Source organism: Methylophaga sp. UBA3192 (genome assembly GCA_002363955.1).
In the GTDB taxonomy this organism is placed as follows: Bacteria; Pseudomonadota; Gammaproteobacteria; order Nitrosococcales; family Methylophagaceae; genus Methylophaga.
In genome coordinates, this window is sequence record DEXE01000007.1 from 165,791 (window position 1) to 181,457 (window position 15,667).

Sequence of the window (15,667 nt, forward strand, 5' to 3'; positions counted from 1 at the left end):
CTCTGCTAATAGTTCCGCTTTCATGTTTGCTGCAATTGCATTGACACGCCGGCAACTTGCAAACACAGGGTTGTCAGCATTCGCCAGGCATTATCATTACCGCCACCTTTTGCAGCTCTATCAATGGCTGCCATTTGCGTTAGAAATGCTCGCCATTTTGCCGAAGTGTGTCGACGTAATCCCGATTGAATCAGCGGTCTTGCCTTATCCCAGATCGGTGGTTTTTGGCTGGCAAAAACCTGTGCAGCTTGTGCGCCGTTTTCAATCTGATCCGCCATATCTATCATCCGATGTAACGACCAGGATACCGCCGAAAATACAGCTAATACATCATTCCCTTCTGCCTGCAACATCCTCAACATACGAGGAATTTTTGCAGCCTGACCAGCGTAGACAGCATCCATTAGGGAAAATGCTTCAAATCGGGCACTGTCGGCAACGCTTTCTATCAGCAACTGTTCATCGACCTGCCCATCCGGACTCAGTAAAACAAGTTTATCGATTTCCTGGGCAGCGGCGAATAAATTGCCCTCGGTCCTTTCAGCAAGCATCGTGGCGACTGAAGGGTTTGCCTGCAAACCTTTCTGGCGCATCCGCTGTTGAATCCAGCGAGGCAACATATCCAAACTGACCGGCCATACAGGTACACTGATTCCCGCCCGTTCAAGTGCCGTAAACCATTTGGCTTTTTGCTGTTGTGGCGATAACTTTCCAGTAATCAATAACAGAAAAGTGTCAGCCGCAGGTTGCTCGGCAAATTTTCTTAGAAACTCGCCGCCCTCTTTGCCCGGAGCGGCTGAAGGCAACCTGATTTCAACCAGCTTTTGCGAAGCAAACAAAGATAAACTGTCGTCAGCGAATCTGAGCTTTGACCAGTCAAACCGTGCATCAGCATGCCAGACCTGTCTCTCGGCAATACCCTGTGCTTTGGCCTGATGACGGATCTGATCCGCCGTTTCTTCCACCAACAATGCTTCATCACCAAAAACCACACTGATGACCGGTAACGTATTTTGTAATTGTGAGCTTAGCTGTTCTGCCTTTACTCGCATCAGTTTTTAATCCAGTGCGGCTAAACGGCGGAGAATCGCCTGACTGACCTGTTTGTCCATTTCTTCACGCAATAAACGCTCTTCTCCATCGCGCCCTAAAACCTGTTCCTGGTCAAACTGATAATCACGCCGGGCTTCTAAACTTTCATTGTCGATTAATTTATTCTGTTGCTTATCTGTCAACTGAAAGGTCACTTCTAAAATCAGTTCATATTCACTGACTTTGGCATTGCCCCCAACGGATAAAACACGTCGTTCATAGCGGTTTTTCAGGAAGCTTAATACTGCTGCGCCTTCACTGTAATCATCAATGACATTGATACCGTTACGTCTCAAAGTACGTTTAAGTTCCAAGCCTAAACCTTCACGCATACTAATGCCCTGAATGTGCATGGTCTGAATACTTTCCGGCAGGTCGGCTGCACCACGCAACTGAAAACCACAGGCGGCCATCATCGTACATAAGACAGCAATAACCAGTTTCTTCAACATCATTGTTTCCTTGTGTTTATCAGCCGACAACGATATTGATCAGCCTGCCAGGCACCAGAATGACTTTTCGAATCGTTTTGCCATCAATATAACGCTGAACATTTTCATCTGCGAGGGCCAGGGGCTCGATATCAGCTTGCTGGGCATTTACATCAACCATTAATTTAGAACGTAGCTTACCATTGACCTGAATCATCAGCTCGATTTTGTCCTGCTTTAAAGCATCATTATCGACCTGGGGCCAGTCTGCATCAATTACCGCATTATCCTGACCCAGCAGGCTCCACAGTGCATGGCAGATATGAGGCGTAATCGGGGCCAGCATCAATACGACAAGTTCCAGTACTTCCTGACGGACGGCACGCGCTTGTTCATTTTGCTCTGTAAATCGAGCTAATGCATTCATCAGTTCCATTATCGCCGCAATCGCGGTATTAAAAGTATGACGCCGCCCCAAATCATCTGACACTTTCGTCAGAGTTTGATGGGCCAGACGACGCAGATCTGTAGCGGCTTCTGATAAATCCGTTAACTTTTTATTTTTTACTACGCCAGCCTCTGCGTGTTCATGCACACTACGCCACAACCGCTTGAGAAAACGATTGGCACCTTCCACCGCATTATCAGACCACTCCAGGGACATTTCAGGTGGCGCAGCAAACATCATAAACAAGCGAGCGGTATCAGCACCATATTCATCAATCAGCGCTTGCGGATCGACTGTATTGCCTTTTGATTTGGACATTTTGGCGCCGTCTTTCAGCACCATGCCTTGAGTGAGCAGGTTTTTGAATGGCTCATCACCACTCACCAGTCCTTCATCACGCAATAATTTATGGAAAAAGCGCGCATAAAGTAAATGTAATACAGCATGCTCAATACCACCGATGTATTGATCAACCGGTAACCAGTAATCTGCACGCTGATCCAGCATTGCCTCATCATTATCCGCGCTGGTGAATCTTGCGTAATACCAGGAAGATTCAAAAAAGGTATCAAAAGTATCCGTTTCCCGACGTGCCGGCTTGCCACATTCGGGACAATCACACTGATAAAATTCCGGCATGGATTTGATGGGGGAACCTGAACCATCAACTACCACATCTTCCGGCAATAACACCGGTAAATCGGCTTCCGGTACAGGTACAGCACCACAGCTATCACAATAAATGACAGGAATAGGCGTGCCCCAATATCGTTGGCGGGAAACACCCCAATCACGCAGACGATAATTCACCTGACGCTCGCCTTTATTTTGCTTACTTAATTCATCAGCGATGGCATCAAAGGCCTCTGCTGAAGTTAAACTGGTGAATTGTGCCGATTGAATTAACCGTCCCTTTTCCGTGAAGGCAGCTTGCTGCAGATCGATACTGGTTTCATCTAAAGGTGCAATGACCTGACGGATCGGTAAGCTGTATTTCTGCGCAAATTCGAAATCACGTTGATCATGTGCCGGTACCGACATAACCGCACCGGTTCCATAGCCCATTAACACAAAGTTAGCGACCCAGACCGGTATACGTTCACCACTGACTGGATGAATGACTGATAAGCCGGTCGCCATGCCTTTTTTCTCAGCTGTTTCCAATGCCGCTTCGGTGGTGTCAGTTTTCTTGCATTCTTCGATAAACTGCTGCAACTGCGCATTGGTTTCAGCCATGCGCAAGGCTAATGGATGTTCAGCCGCAATGGCCAGATAACTCACGCCCATCAGGGTATCAGGACGTGTGGTATACACCTCAATATCTTCTTCGCTATCCGCGACAGCAAAGGTGATTTTTAACCCTTCAGAGCGACCAATCCAGTTTGCCTGCATGGTTTTGACCTGCTCAGGCCAGCCAGACAACTGCTGCAAGTCGTCACGCAAATCTTCTGCATAATCCGTTATCTTCATAAACCACTGGGGAATTTCACGACGTTCTACTAACGCACCGGAACGCCAGCCACGTCCATCAATCACCTGTTCATTAGCCAAAACAGTTTGATCGACCGGATCCCAATTCACCGCTGCTGTTTTGTTGTAAACCAGACCTTTCTTGAATAATCGTACAAACAGCCATTGCTCCCAGCGGTAATAATCCGGTTTACAGGTGGCAATTTCGCGATCCCAGTCATACGCCAGCCCCAGACGTTGCAGCTGAGCACGCATGTAGTCAATATTTTTATAAGTCCATTCTGCGGGTGGCACCTGGTGTTTCAACGCCGCATTTTCAGCGGGTAAACCGAATGCATCCCAGCCCATCGGTTGCAGCACATTTTTCCCCAGCATGCGCTGATAACGAGAGATAACATCGCCAATCGTGTAATTGCGTACATGGCCCATATGCAGCTGACCGCTTGGATAAGGGAACATCGACAGGCAATAGAATTTTTCTTTGCTTGGGTCTTCAGTAGCACGGAAAGTTTGATTTTGTTGCCACCACGTTTGGGCAGCAGCTTCGATCACATCTGGGCGATAATCAGCTTGCATGGGTTCTCTTTGTGAATATGGTGCAGAAAACGTGGAAGGATACCTCAGCGACAGAAATGCCGAAAGCACCGAATACTTGAAAGACCATCAGCGGAATGATTTCTGCAACCAGTGCTATAAAAACTAAAGTGCAGTTATGACACTGCACTATGATGTTCTGCTTAGATTCTGAATTCTTCGAGCTTACGCCCGCGATTTAATTCTTCAACCAACCATAATGGACGCTTACCAAAGCCTTTCCATGTTTTTTGCGGATCTTGAGGATGACGGTATTTATCAGCACTTTCAGCACGTGGCTTACGTGCGCCTGACAAACCTACTCGCATATTTTTAGCAACAGCTGTAAGCGCTTCTGCAGGGGTAACTTTTTTATCTTTTGCCAAAGCTCTTACGGCATCTGCAACAGCGACAACATCGCTGTCTTTACTATTGAGTTCCGCAACTTTTTTGGTTTTCAGTTTTTTAATCTGTTTTTTTGATTGACTAATCAATTTTTGTAATTCTTGTTCGGAGAGTTTTTCAAGTTGCAAAGCAGATAAAGTACTCATCACATTACCTTTAATTTAAAACATATAAAACAGAATAATATCAGTATTACTTACTTTGTCTATTTGAAAACTTTATTAATTCCCGACTGCCACTAAAACTTTATATTTTGCATAAAGTTGATCATGTGTTTCAACGTTATCAGGATCTTTCGGAATGCAATCAACCGGACAGACTTCAACACATTGCGGCGTATCAAAATGCCCTACACATTCTGTGCATAAGGCAGGATCGATTTCATAAATCTCCTCACCTTGCGAAATCGCGCCGTTAGGGCATTCAGGTTCGCATACATCACAGTTAATGCATTCGTCAGTAATAAACAGAGACATGATTTACTCCGATAACTCTTTAATTAAACGGTAATGAAACTGATAGATTTTAACTCGACTACTTTTTCACTGCCAGCTGCTTGTTTAACGCTTCCTGAACACAAGGAGCAACAAATTGTGAAACATCACCACCTAAAGCGGCAATTTGTCTGACCAGGCTGGAAGAAATAAAGGTAAATTGTTCAGCCGGCGCCAGAAATAAAGTTTCTACTTCACTTTGTAAACGACGATTCATTGCGGCAAGTTGTACTTCGTATTCAAAATCTGAGACGGCACGTAAACCACGAATGATTACCGAAGCATTTCGCTGCATTGCATAATTAACCAGTAAACCATCAAAACTGGTAATTTCCACATTCGGTAATTCATTTAACGTTTTTTTGGCTAATTCCAATCGTTGTTCTATTGAAAAAACCGGTTTTTTACCTGTATCTGCGGCGACGGCAACAATCACTTTTTCAAATAACCGACTGGCACGCTGTACCAAATCTATATGCCCATGTGTAATAGGATCAAAGGTACCGGGATAAATGGCGATAATTGACATGCCAAAACCTTATTTCATTGCGAATAAGCAATATTTTACATCACCGGCTTGTTTATCTTTAATTAAATGCCAATTATCTGGAAGCTGATTCACTTTTTGATGTTTATTAGATTCCAGATACACCAGACTATCTTTATGTAAAAGGTTTCTCTGAGATAATAAATCAGCCATTTCAGACCAGATATTCGCTTCAAATGGTGGATCCAGAAAAACAATATCGTAGGTCCCAGCTGATTGATTCAGAAACTGCTGAGCAGGCTGTCTGAATAAAGCACACTGTTCAGCAGTTAACATTGCTTTATTGGTCTGCAACTGTTTATAGGCTTGCAGATCCAGCTCAATCATATCGACCTTGTCTGCACCTCTTGAGGCGGCCTCAAAACCTAATGCACCACTGCCACTGAACAAGTCGAGACAAACCGAGCCCGGTAAATGCGGTTGCAGCCAGTTAAACAAAGTTTCCCGAATACGATCTGAGGTTGGCCTCAGTCCTTCAACGGCGGGGAAAGACAAACGCCTCCCACGCCATTGACCTCCAATAATACGTACTGATTGACGTGTAGATTTATTCAGCTTCGCCACCTACCAGAATGGTGACCATCTTTTGTGGATGAATACGTTTTTTATAAGCGGCTTTAATCTGTTCAATCGTCACCGCATCCACTCTTTCATTAAAGGTGTCCAGATGATTCAGCGGCAAATTATAAAAACCGATCATCGCCAGATAATCGGCAATTTTACTGTTGCTGTCTAAACGCAAAGCAAAGCCACCGGTGATATTTTTTTGTGCAGCAATAAGCTGCTCTTCAGTTGGCCCCTGTTCAACGAAATCCACTAATGTCTGTTTCAATACTTCCAGCGCATGCTCAGCCTGATCATTGCGGGTTTGCAGACCAAACTGATAAGTCCCGGCCTCACGCATGGGCCGGAAGAAGCTGTAGGCACTGTATGATAAACCGCGTTTTTCACGAATTTCGTCGCTGATAATAGACACGAGTCCACCGCCACCCAGAATGTGATTACCTACATATAATGGAAAAAAATCCGCATCATCGCGGGTTAATCCTGGCTGTCCCATCAAAATCGTGGTCTGACTGGAAGGGTACGGTAGACGGACTTCCTGTGCTGTTTCCAGAGGGGAGACTTTAGGCAAAGCTGCTGCTTTTGTTCCAGCAGGCAGACTTGCAGAAATAGTTTCTGCTAAAGCTTTTGCCTGATTTTTATCAGCATCCCCCACAATGACCAATACCGCATTGCTGGCTACATAATATTGCTTATAAAACTGCTCCAAATCGGCAATGGTTATTTCATTTACCGAAGTTTCAGTTCCAATGGGCATGGCCGCATAAGGGTGGTCACCAAATAATTGCTGATAAAAAGCACGGTCGGCGATAGCTGAAGGTGACTGCTTTTCACTTTGCAAACTGGTTTTCACCTGATTGATTAATCTGGCAAATGACGCCTCGGGAAATGTCGGTTGACTGATGACTTCAACAAAGGTCTCAATCGCTGGTTCTAAGGCATCGGGCTTGGATAATGTTCGCAGGCTCAATACCGCCATGTCCCGCTCAGATTCGGACTTGAATTCAGCACCTACATCATCAAACGCAGTGGCAATTGCATCGGTATCTTTATTCTGTGTGCCCTGGTTAAGCATGGAGCTCGTCAATAAGGCCACTCCGCCTTTCGGATCCCGGGCGGCACCTGCATCAAATACCAGACGAATATCCATCATCGGCAGCTGTTTCGCTTCCACAAAATACACCTGCGTACCGTTAGCCGTTTGCCAATTTTCTATTTGTGGACTGGCAATCGCTGAACCAGCTAATAAGAGCCCCGCTATTGAGGCAATGAACTTAACGAGCATGTGGATCTCCCGAGGTAGGACGTGGTGTTGCATTGTCTGATGGCAGTGGAATTAATTCAGCAATGGTCAGACCGTCTTCAATAAAATATTTTTCTGCAACCTGCTGTACCTGTTCAGCGGTGATCTCACTGATTTTATCGGGATAACTATCAGCAAGCCGCCAGTCCAATCCGACAGTTTCCAGCATACCTAATTGCATGGCTTGATAAAATACGCTGTCGAGCTGGTAAACAGAGCTGGCGATCACCTGCGTTTTGACCCGTTGCAATTCCGCCTCGGTGACCGGCTCAGTTTTGACTTTATCCAGTTGTGCAAACACCGCCTGTTTAACCTCTTCAATCGTTTTTCCCTGTGCAGGCGTTGCCGCAATAGTGAAAATATCATCCAATCGGGAAAACGCGCTGTTATAGGCACTGACACCTGCAGCAACCTGTTGCCCACGAATCAGCTCGCGAGAGAAACGACTGCTGCCGCCACCATCCAGAATGCCCGCCAGCACGTCTAATGCATAAGGCTCCCAGTCCTCAATGGCTGTGGTGACAACAGGAACTTTCCAGCCCATCATCAGATAAGGTAATTCGGCAGGTGCTTTCAATTCCAAAGTCCGCTTTCCGCGTTGGGGAATTTCAACCTGAGGTTTTACCGTCGCTAACACTTCAGGTTGCAATGGGCCGAAATATTGTTTAGCCAATTGGTAAACCGCTTCTGGCTCAACATCCCCAACGACCACAACCGTAGCGTTATTAGGGGCGTACCACATTTGATACCACTCGCGCAGATCCTCTGGATCGTAATGATTGATATCGTTCATCCAGCCAATCACCGGGTGATGATATGGACTGTTCATAAAAGCCATCGCATTCATGGCTTCACGTAACAACGAACGAGGATTGTCATCGGTACGCATGCGGCGCTCTTCGGCCACCACCTCCTTCTCCTTTAACAACTCAGCATCATCGATAATCAGTTTGCGCATTCTTTCAGCTTCAAGGCGGAAACTGATTTCCAGTCGCTCTTTTTCCAAAGTCTGAAAATAGGCGGTGTAGTCACGTCCGGTAAAGGCATTTTGTGAGCCACCATTTTCAGCAATAATGCGTGAAAACTCGTTTGGGCCCAGATTCTCCGTACCCTTGAACATCATGTGTTCAAGAATATGCGAAATACCGGTAATGCCATTGTGTTCGTAACTTGAACCCACTTTGTACCAGACCTGAGAGACCACGACAGGCGCTCTGTTATCCGGTTTGACCAGTAACTTGAGTCCATTGTCCAGCTGATATTCACTGACTTGTGCAAAGCCAATAACAGGCACTACCAGCAGCGCCCAAACAAGTTTTTTTAAGTTGTGCATCTGCATCTCACAATTGATGACATGATAAGATTATTAATCGAACACTAACGACAAACCGAGAATATGTTTAGTTTCCTCAGAAAAAAAGCCAAACCCAGCGAAAACAATAGCGAACCTGCAAAGCTCACTGATCAGCAGTCAGCCGCACATGATGCGGAAATTAGCGCAGATACTCAAGTTGCCGACATTTCAGGTAAACCAAGTTTTTTTGGTCGTCTTAAACAAGGACTGAGTCGCAGCAGCTCAAAACTGACTGAGGGTTTTGCTGATCTGGTGCTGGGGAGAAAAACCATTGACGACGATCTGCTTGAAGAATTGGAAACCCAGTTATTAAGTGCTGATTTGGGTATAGAAGCCACGCAGACAATCATTAATGACTTAACGCAACGCGTAGCCCGCAAACAGTTAAATGATCCTGAGGCCTTGTTTGCCGCCATGCATGCAGATATGGTCGAAATCCTCAAACCGGTATCCAAACCACTCCAGATTCCACCCTCATCAAGTCCATTTGTCATTTTAATGGTGGGTATTAATGGTGTCGGAAAAACGACTACTATTGGCAAACTGGCCAAACAATTCCAGTTACAGGGCAAAAAAGTAATGTTAGCGGCAGGTGACACCTTTAGGGCTGCAGCGGTGGAACAATTACAGGTATGGGGCGAACGCAATCAGATCCCGGTAATTGCCCAGCAAAATGGTGCCGATTCGGCCTCGGTCATTTTTGACGCATTGCAAGCTGCTAAAGCACGACAAATGGATATTTTAATTGCCGATACGGCAGGCCGTTTACACACCCAATCCAATTTAATGGAAGAACTTAAAAAAGTAAAAAGAGTGATGGCCAAACTGGATACCAATGCCCCGCATGAAATCATGCTGGTGCTGGATGCCGGTACTGGGCAGAATGCCCTGTCACAAGCTGAACAGTTTAATCAGGCGATTGGCTTAACCGGTATTACACTGACGAAACTTGATGGTACGGCAAAAGGCGGGATCATTTTTGCGATTGCCAAGAAAATCGGTCTGCCCATCCGCTATATCGGTGTCGGTGAACAGATTGATGATTTAAGAAGCTTTGAAGCAATAGATTTTGTTGATGCCTTACTGGGTCGTGAAACCACACCATGATACGTTTTGAACAGGTTTATAAACGCTATGAAAGCCAGCAGGAAGCGCTTTCCGGGCTTAGCTTTGAATTGCTGACTGGCGAAATGGCTTTTTTAACAGGCCATTCTGGCGCAGGTAAAAGTACTTTACTGAAACTGATCGCCCTTATAGAACGCAGTTCACACGGTCAGGTTATTGTCAATAATCAAAATCTGAACCGGTTACCGAAATGGAAAATCCCCTACTACCGCCGCAAAATAGGTCTGGTATTTCAGGAACATAATTTGCTGCATGATCGCACTGTGTTTGATAACGTTGCGTTACCGTTAATTATTGCCGGTGAAAATCATCGGGAAATCGGCCGCAGGGTTCGTGCAGCGTTGGATAAGGTCGGCTTACTTGGCAAAGAACGTAACCTGCCGATTGCCTTATCCGGGGGTGAACAGCAACGTGTGGGGATTGCTCGTGCGGTGGTCAATCGTCCGCCGGTTTTGTTAGCGGATGAACCAACCGGTAATCTGGATCCGGAACTATCCCGGGAGATCATGCATTTATTCGAACAGTTTAATCAGGTCGGCGTAACGGTATTTATTGCCAGCCATGATCAGGACCTGATCAACCAGATGCCCTATCGCCACATCACCCTGCAGCAGGGAAAACTCGCTGAAAATCATTCATGAAACTATTTAATATTCATAACTACCTGCTGCGCCACATACAGGTCATGCTCTCCAGTCTTGGTGAGTTATGGCGACAACCAGTCGCCACCATGATGACCCTGCTGGTAATTGGTATCGCATTGCTCTTACCCGCAGGCCTCTATGTCATCCTGAAAAACGTCGAACAGGTAAGCGGAGAATGGCAACACGCCAATCGCATTTCATTATTTCTGCAAAATGATATTGCCGACAAACGCGGCCAGCAATTGGCAGAACAACTGTTGACCTGGCCGGATATAAATGAAGTTTCCTTTCAATCTGCCCAGCAGTCCTTAAATGAATTTCGCGAGATATCTGGCCTGGAAAGTCTGTTAGATACATTACCTGCTAATCCACTGCCCGCAGTAATCATTATCGAACCGGAAGAAAATCAACAGCAGGAAGCAACTGAGGCATTATTGGCAAGACTGGCTGCGTTACCTGAAGTGGATTTAGCTCAGCTTGATATGCAGTGGCTACAGCGTTTACGCAGTATTAATGAAACAGGCCAACGCGGCATTACTATACTGGCTATTCTATTGTCGTTAAGTGTGCTTCTGGTTATAGGCAATACTATTCGGCTGGCCATTCTTAACCGTCAGACTGAAATCCGCGTTATCAAATTAGTGGGCGGCACCAATACCTTTGTCAGACGACCGTTTTTATATACCGGTATGTGGTATGGCTTGCTTGGCGGCGTATTGGCGTGGATAACATTACTGATCAGTCTGCTTATCATCAGCGGCCCGATTGATGAACTGGCCGCATTATATGACAGTCAGTTCCAGTTAAAATGGTACGCTGGTCAAATGTTATTTGGTCTGCCGCTCTGCGGATTATTACTTGGCGTCATGGGGGCATGGCTGGCAGTCAGTAGACATTTGAATGCAATTGAGCCAAGCTAGTCGGCTAATGAAACTTTCTATCCCAACTTCATTCTAATAGAGAGTTTTTGGTATTCTATTTGGTAAAATGAATCAGGTTTTCTTAGGGAGAACGCATACATGACAACCCATGCAGCCCAATATCAACTTGCCACCGCACCGATTGGCAATCTGGATGCATACACCAATCTCGTGCATCAAATTCCCGTTTTAACGGCTGAAGAAGAGCACGATTTAGCAACACGGTTACAACAAAATGGTGACCTTGAGGCAGCCCAACGTCTGGTTTTGTCGCATTTACGTTTTGTTGTTCGTATCGCCAAAGGCTACAGCGGCTATGGTTTGCCGGTTGCCGATCTGATTCAGGAAGGTAATATCGGTCTGATGAAAGCGGTCAAACGCTTTGACCCTGAAAAAGGCGTGCGTCTGGTTTCATTTGCCGTGCATTGGATTCGCGCTGAGATTCACGAGTATGTGATTCGCAACTGGCGCATCGTCAAAATCGCCACGACCAAAGCGCAACGAAAATTGTTTTTTAATCTGCGTAGCGCCAAACAGCGTCTGGGCTGGTTGAACCAGGATGAAATTGAAGCTGTTGCTGAAGATCTTGGTGTTACCGCAGCCAATGTAATTGATATGGAACGCCGTCTGGCCCAGCCGGATACATCGTTTGATTTGCCAGTAGATAGTGATGATGACGATTCAACTTATTCACCTGCAGCCTATTTAACAGCAACGGATAACAGTGATCCATCAAAACAACTGGAACAGGATGATTATGCTGATTTTCAACAGCAGAAACTGGTCAATGCGCTAGCGACACTCGATGATCGCAGTCGCGATATTATCAGTCAGCGCTGGTTGCATGATGATGATAAAGCCACCTTGCATACACTGGCCGAACAATATCAGGTTTCCGCTGAAAGGATTCGTCAGATTGAAAATAATGCGATGAAAAAACTTCGTCTGTTAATGGATTAAACAATTGCCATAAAAAAGCCCGCTGACCTTATGGAAAGCGGGCTTTTTTTTACCTGAGCTTATCGTTCCAGCAAAGGCGTTTTGTTTGGTTTTCCATCCCACTCTTCAGCATCGTCTAATGGATCTTTTTTCTCGGAAAGCACCGGCCAGACTTGAGATAATTCCGCATTAATCTGCAGGAACTCCATTTGTTCATCAGGCAAATCATCCTCGGAGAAAATAGCTTCTGCTGGACATTCAGGTTCACAAAGCGTGCAATCTATACATTCATCAGGATCAATAACCAAAAAGTTAGGACCTTCGTGAAAACAGTCTACTGGGCAGACATCAACACAATCAGTATATTTACATTTAATACAGTTTTCAGTGACAACAAAGGTCATGGTGAAATCTCCACAAATACAATTTTTTTACAGGCCAGACCTGTCAGAATGTCGGATATTCTACATGATTTACCCACACTCTGGGCAATGAAGATAATTACGGTATGATCATCTTCACCCAGCGAATTCCCCGCCTGAAAACAGGATGAACAGATGATAAGAAAAATTTTTATTCTCGCCTTATTTATCAGTGCTTTTATACTTAGCACTGCATTTGCTGCATTTAACATGCAAGTCGTGTCGCTTGATTTGTTTTTTGTTCAGTGGCAATTACCTTTAGCCGTTTTATTAATTGCTGTATTGCTGTTGGGATTGATGATTGGAGCAACACTTATAGCGCTCAGTACCATCCGTATCCGCTATGAAAACCATCGATTAGTCAATAAATTACAAAATGCCGAACAAGAATTAAACAGCCTGCGTATTTTACCTGTGCGTGATAGTCGCTAGGTCAATATGATGATGCAATGGCTATTTTTGTTATTACCGGTTGCGGCATTGTCAGGTTGGCTCCTCGCCAGGCGACATTACCAACGCCTTCCACAAAAGCATGCTAAGACCTTCAATCCAGAATACTTCAAAGGGTTGAATTACCTTCTCAATGAACAACCTGATAAAGCAATTGATGTGTTTATCGGCTTACTGGAAGTCAATAGTGAAACGGTTGAAACCCATTTGGCTTTAGCGAATCTTTTTCGCCGTCGCGGTGAAACCGAACGCGCCATACGCATTCATCAAAATTTAATTGCCAGACCCAGCTTACATGGTGAGCAACGACTGCAGGCAATGGTGGAATTGGGTCTGGACTACATGCATGCCGGGGTATTAGACCGGGCAGAACATCTTTTTTTAGAATTACTGCAACAACCCCACCCCCACCCGGAAGCCGCAAAACAATTAATGCGCATATATCAGCAGGAAAAAAAATGGTCTCAGGCGATCGAAATGGGCAAACAGATTGATGCGAGTAAAACCGGCCAGGTCAGGCCCTTGATTGCCCAGTTTTACTGTGAATTAGCTGAACAACATGCCGATCAGGATCGACATGAAGCCTTTACTATGCTGAAACAGGCCCTGTTTCATGATGCCAATTGCGTCAGAGCAAGTCTCCTGGAAGCCAAACTTTATCTGGCATTAAAACAGCCGCGCAAAGCGCTGGATGCACTACAGAATATTGAACAGCAAAACCCTAAATTTCTCTCAGAAGCATTATCATATTGGCACGAAGCCTATCAGCAAATGGGAGATTTACCAGCGTTTCGTGAACAGCTATCGCTACTGATTACCCGCCATCCGAATATGACTTCCGCCCGTATTATGTTGACGCATATTGTCGCACAGCTTGAAAACACTCAAGCCGCTCAACAAATACTCTTTGAACAGTTGCATCATCATCCTTCTGTTGAAGGATTACATACATTGATTAAACTTGGCGAAAGCAACCAGATTGCATTGATACCTTTGATTGAACGTATTACCAGAACCATGGTGGAAAAAGGTGATCGTTATACCTGTAAAAACTGTGGCTTCTCAGGAAAAACCATGCATTGGCTATGTCCCGGATGTGCCAGCTGGGGAACAGTCCGTCCAACTGAAATTCATCTCACTGCTTTGGAAAAATTACTGGATTCACCTTCATGAACAAGACACGTATTTATCACAACCCTCGCTGTAGCAAATCACGCGAAACCCTGGCGTTACTTGAAAGTCAGCAGCAAGATATTGAAATTGTCGAATATCTGAAATCGCCACCTTCAGTGGATGAATTGACGGCTATTCTACGACAACTGAAGCTTCGTCCCAGACAGTTGTTACGTTCTAAAGAATCGCTATACAAGGAATTACAATTGGATAATGCGGATTTATCTGATGAGGATCTGATCACAGCGATGTGTGCCAACCCGAAACTTATCGAACGCCCTATCGTCATTAAAAACAATCAGGCCATTATTGGCAGACCACCCGAAGCGGTGTTGAATATTCTTTGAGAACCCAGCATGCATGAAATTTTGATCCTCTATTACAGCCAGTCAGGACATGTTAAATCCATGGCAGAACACATTGCACGGGGCGTAGAAAAACATCCGGAATGTACTGCGAGGCTCAGAACTGTTCCCAAGGTTTCAACCGTCTGTGAAGCAACTGAAGAAGAAATCCCACCTGGGGGCCATCTTTATGCCACGGCAACGGATTTACAGGAATGTGCAGGGTTGATTATCGGTAGTCCTACCCGCTTTGGCAATATGTCAGCTGCCCTTAAATATTTTATTGATGGCACCAGTGATCACTGGCTATCCGGGACATTGAGCGGTAAACCTGCCGCAGTCTTTACCTCGACCGGAAGTCTGCACGGTGGGCAGGAAACCACCTTGTTATCGATGATGTTACCGCTATTACATCATGGCATGGTAATCAGTGGCTTGCCCTATTCAGAAGCCGCATTGATGACAACACAGACAGGTGGCACCCCCTATGGTGCCAGCCATTTCGCAGGCCCGGATAATAAACACGCTATGAGCCAGGAAGAAATTGTTCTCTGTCAGGCGCTGGGGCTACGGGTAGCTGACCTTGCTGTAAGGCTGATCAGATGAAGTTAGTGCAATCCCTTAGAATGATTTCTTTAATCAGTTTTTTTGGACTGATGATAAGCTTGCTGATATGGATTTTGATCGCAGAACACAGTGAAAACTTTCCGGTAGCAGCATGGTTGATTATTGGTGTAATGCCCTTGCTGTTTCCAATGCGTGGGATCTTATATGGCAAAAGCTATACCCATGCCTGGGCCAGCTTTTTGATGTTATTTTACATTGCTCATGGTATTGGCGAACTCTACAGTCGCGATGCCATTATCTGGTATCCTTTATTTGAGGTCATATTCAGCAGCGTTTTCTTTATTGCAGCGAATCTTTATATTCGTGCCTTAGCAAAATTGCGAAGAAACTCACAGACTTAAG

At 45.3% G+C, this 15,667-nt stretch carries 19 protein-coding genes; 9 read left to right on the forward strand and 10 right to left on the reverse strand.

Annotation, left to right across the window (positions count from 1 at the left end):
- Nucleotides 1-20: 20 nt before the first annotated feature.
- The 9 genes from holA to B2337_RS11740 form a co-directional block, all read right to left on the reverse strand.
- Entirely contained in the window at nt 21-1,052 is a 1,032-nt protein-coding gene (gene holA, locus B2337_RS11700) for a DNA polymerase III subunit delta (RefSeq protein WP_292415041.1), read from the reverse strand.
- A 6-nt stretch (nt 1,053-1,058) separates the two neighbouring features.
- Nucleotides 1,059-1,547: an LPS assembly lipoprotein LptE gene (lptE, locus tag B2337_RS11705; RefSeq protein ID WP_292415043.1), complete on the reverse strand. Its 489-nt coding sequence runs from the start codon at nt 1,545-1,547 to the stop codon at nt 1,059-1,061.
- Between the two features lie 16 nt (nt 1,548-1,563).
- The gene (gene leuS, locus B2337_RS11710; RefSeq protein ID WP_292415045.1) at nt 1,564-4,017 is read right to left on the reverse strand and encodes a leucine--tRNA ligase; all 2,454 of its coding nucleotides are present in this window, start codon (nt 4,015-4,017) and stop codon (nt 1,564-1,566) included.
- A 161-nt stretch (nt 4,018-4,178) separates the two neighbouring features.
- Nucleotides 4,179-4,565, reverse strand: a complete 387-nt coding sequence (locus B2337_RS11715; protein ID WP_292363534.1) for an H-NS family nucleoid-associated regulatory protein — start codon at nt 4,563-4,565, stop codon at nt 4,179-4,181.
- Between the two features lie 75 nt (nt 4,566-4,640).
- Nucleotides 4,641-4,895: a YfhL family 4Fe-4S dicluster ferredoxin gene (locus B2337_RS11720; RefSeq protein ID WP_292361641.1), complete on the reverse strand. Its 255-nt coding sequence runs from the start codon at nt 4,893-4,895 to the stop codon at nt 4,641-4,643.
- Between the two features lie 58 nt (nt 4,896-4,953).
- On the reverse strand, nt 4,954-5,442 hold the full coding sequence (gene coaD / locus B2337_RS11725) for a pantetheine-phosphate adenylyltransferase (RefSeq protein WP_292361640.1): 489 nt from the start codon (nt 5,440-5,442) through the stop codon (nt 4,954-4,956).
- 9 nt (nt 5,443-5,451) lie between these two features.
- Nucleotides 5,452-6,024, reverse strand: a complete 573-nt coding sequence (rsmD, locus tag B2337_RS11730) for a 16S rRNA (guanine(966)-N(2))-methyltransferase RsmD (protein ID WP_292361639.1) — start codon at nt 6,022-6,024, stop codon at nt 5,452-5,454.
- Nucleotides 6,008-7,309 carry a M16 family metallopeptidase gene (locus B2337_RS11735; RefSeq protein WP_292361638.1) on the reverse strand — a complete coding sequence of 434 codons (1,302 nt, stop codon included), beginning with the start codon at nt 7,307-7,309 and terminating at the stop codon, nt 6,008-6,010. The genes rsmD and B2337_RS11735 overlap by 17 nt, the downstream gene beginning before the upstream one ends.
- A complete protein-coding gene (locus B2337_RS11740; protein ID WP_292415047.1) occupies nt 7,299-8,660 on the reverse strand; it encodes a M16 family metallopeptidase in 1,362 nt (453 codons plus the stop codon). Before B2337_RS11740 ends, B2337_RS11735 begins: the two co-directional genes overlap by 11 nt.
- 63 nt (nt 8,661-8,723) lie before the next feature.
- On the opposite strand from B2337_RS11740, the gene ftsY reads away from it, so the two are divergent.
- From ftsY to rpoH, 4 genes are all read left to right on the forward strand, one after another.
- Nucleotides 8,724-9,788 carry a signal recognition particle-docking protein FtsY gene (ftsY, locus tag B2337_RS11745; protein WP_292415049.1) on the forward strand — a complete coding sequence of 355 codons (1,065 nt, stop codon included), beginning with the start codon at nt 8,724-8,726 and terminating at the stop codon, nt 9,786-9,788.
- Nucleotides 9,785-10,447 carry a cell division ATP-binding protein FtsE gene (gene ftsE, locus B2337_RS11750; RefSeq protein ID WP_292361635.1) on the forward strand — a complete coding sequence of 221 codons (663 nt, stop codon included), beginning with the start codon at nt 9,785-9,787 and terminating at the stop codon, nt 10,445-10,447. The genes ftsY and ftsE overlap by 4 nt, the downstream gene beginning before the upstream one ends.
- Nucleotides 10,444-11,370 (forward strand): permease-like cell division protein FtsX, encoded by a 927-nt coding sequence (gene ftsX / locus B2337_RS11755; protein ID WP_292361634.1) that lies wholly within the window; start codon nt 10,444-10,446, stop codon nt 11,368-11,370. The genes ftsE and ftsX overlap by 4 nt, the downstream gene beginning before the upstream one ends.
- Nucleotides 11,371-11,469: 99 nt before the next feature.
- A complete protein-coding gene (gene rpoH / locus B2337_RS11760; RefSeq protein WP_292415051.1) occupies nt 11,470-12,330 on the forward strand; it encodes an RNA polymerase sigma factor RpoH in 861 nt (286 codons plus the stop codon).
- Nucleotides 12,331-12,389: 59 nt separating this feature from the next.
- On the opposite strand, the gene fdxA is transcribed toward rpoH, so the two are convergent.
- Nucleotides 12,390-12,713: a ferredoxin FdxA gene (gene fdxA / locus B2337_RS11765; RefSeq protein WP_069296830.1), complete on the reverse strand. Its 324-nt coding sequence runs from the start codon at nt 12,711-12,713 to the stop codon at nt 12,390-12,392.
- 153 nt (nt 12,714-12,866) lie between these two features.
- Here fdxA and B2337_RS11770 point away from each other — a divergent pair, with 153 nt between their 5' ends.
- From B2337_RS11770 to B2337_RS11790, 5 genes are read left to right on the forward strand one after another with little or no spacing between them, the layout of a single operon-like run.
- On the forward strand, nt 12,867-13,163 hold the full coding sequence (locus B2337_RS11770) for a LapA family protein (RefSeq protein WP_292413781.1): 297 nt from the start codon (nt 12,867-12,869) through the stop codon (nt 13,161-13,163).
- Nucleotides 13,164-13,169: 6 nt separating this feature from the next.
- Nucleotides 13,170-14,354, forward strand: a complete 1,185-nt coding sequence (gene lapB, locus B2337_RS11775; protein ID WP_292413780.1) for a lipopolysaccharide assembly protein LapB — start codon at nt 13,170-13,172, stop codon at nt 14,352-14,354.
- Complete coding sequence (gene arsC / locus B2337_RS11780) at nt 14,351-14,701, forward strand: arsenate reductase (glutaredoxin) (RefSeq protein WP_292361630.1); 351 nt, start codon at nt 14,351-14,353, stop codon at nt 14,699-14,701. Before lapB ends, arsC begins: the two co-directional genes overlap by 4 nt.
- 9 nt (nt 14,702-14,710) lie before the next feature.
- The gene (gene wrbA / locus B2337_RS11785) at nt 14,711-15,304 is read left to right on the forward strand and encodes an NAD(P)H:quinone oxidoreductase (protein WP_292361629.1); all 594 of its coding nucleotides are present in this window, start codon (nt 14,711-14,713) and stop codon (nt 15,302-15,304) included.
- On the forward strand, nt 15,301-15,666 hold the full coding sequence (locus B2337_RS11790) for a DUF2069 domain-containing protein (protein WP_292361628.1): 366 nt from the start codon (nt 15,301-15,303) through the stop codon (nt 15,664-15,666). The genes wrbA and B2337_RS11790 overlap by 4 nt, the downstream gene beginning before the upstream one ends.
- The last annotated feature ends 1 nt before the right edge of the window (nt 15,667 follow it).

Excerpts from the sequence above, each read along its gene's own strand:
- arsC (WP_292361630.1), top strand. The coding sequence starts at position 14,351 with ATGAACAAGACACGTATTTATCACAACCCTCGCTGTAGCAAATCACGC.
- B2337_RS11735 (WP_292361638.1), bottom strand. The coding sequence starts at position 7,309 with ATGCTCGTTAAGTTCATTGCCTCAATAGCGGGGCTCTTATTAGCTGGT.
- B2337_RS11715 (WP_292363534.1), bottom strand. The coding sequence starts at position 4,565 with ATGAGTACTTTATCTGCTTTGCAACTTGAAAAACTCTCCGAACAAGAA.
- ftsE (WP_292361635.1), top strand. The coding sequence starts at position 9,785 with ATGATACGTTTTGAACAGGTTTATAAACGCTATGAAAGCCAGCAGGAA.
- lapB (WP_292413780.1), top strand. The coding sequence starts at position 13,170 with ATGATGATGCAATGGCTATTTTTGTTATTACCGGTTGCGGCATTGTCA.
- B2337_RS11720 (WP_292361641.1), bottom strand. The coding sequence starts at position 4,895 with ATGTCTCTGTTTATTACTGACGAATGCATTAACTGTGATGTATGCGAA.
- ftsX (WP_292361634.1), top strand. The coding sequence starts at position 10,444 with ATGAAACTATTTAATATTCATAACTACCTGCTGCGCCACATACAGGTC.
- ftsY (WP_292415049.1), top strand. The coding sequence starts at position 8,724 with ATGTTTAGTTTCCTCAGAAAAAAAGCCAAACCCAGCGAAAACAATAGC.
- rpoH (WP_292415051.1), top strand. The coding sequence starts at position 11,470 with ATGACAACCCATGCAGCCCAATATCAACTTGCCACCGCACCGATTGGC.
- leuS (WP_292415045.1), bottom strand. The coding sequence starts at position 4,017 with ATGCAAGCTGATTATCGCCCAGATGTGATCGAAGCTGCTGCCCAAACG.
- lptE (WP_292415043.1), bottom strand. The coding sequence starts at position 1,547 with ATGATGTTGAAGAAACTGGTTATTGCTGTCTTATGTACGATGATGGCC.
- B2337_RS11770 (WP_292413781.1), top strand. The coding sequence starts at position 12,867 with ATGATAAGAAAAATTTTTATTCTCGCCTTATTTATCAGTGCTTTTATA.
- coaD (WP_292361640.1), bottom strand. The coding sequence starts at position 5,442 with ATGTCAATTATCGCCATTTATCCCGGTACCTTTGATCCTATTACACAT.
- wrbA (WP_292361629.1), top strand. The coding sequence starts at position 14,711 with ATGCATGAAATTTTGATCCTCTATTACAGCCAGTCAGGACATGTTAAA.
- B2337_RS11790 (WP_292361628.1), top strand. The coding sequence starts at position 15,301 with ATGAAGTTAGTGCAATCCCTTAGAATGATTTCTTTAATCAGTTTTTTT.
- B2337_RS11740 (WP_292415047.1), bottom strand. The coding sequence starts at position 8,660 with ATGCACAACTTAAAAAAACTTGTTTGGGCGCTGCTGGTAGTGCCTGTT.
- holA (WP_292415041.1), bottom strand. The coding sequence starts at position 1,052 with ATGCGAGTAAAGGCAGAACAGCTAAGCTCACAATTACAAAATACGTTA.
- fdxA (WP_069296830.1), bottom strand. The coding sequence starts at position 12,713 with ATGACCTTTGTTGTCACTGAAAACTGTATTAAATGTAAATATACTGAT.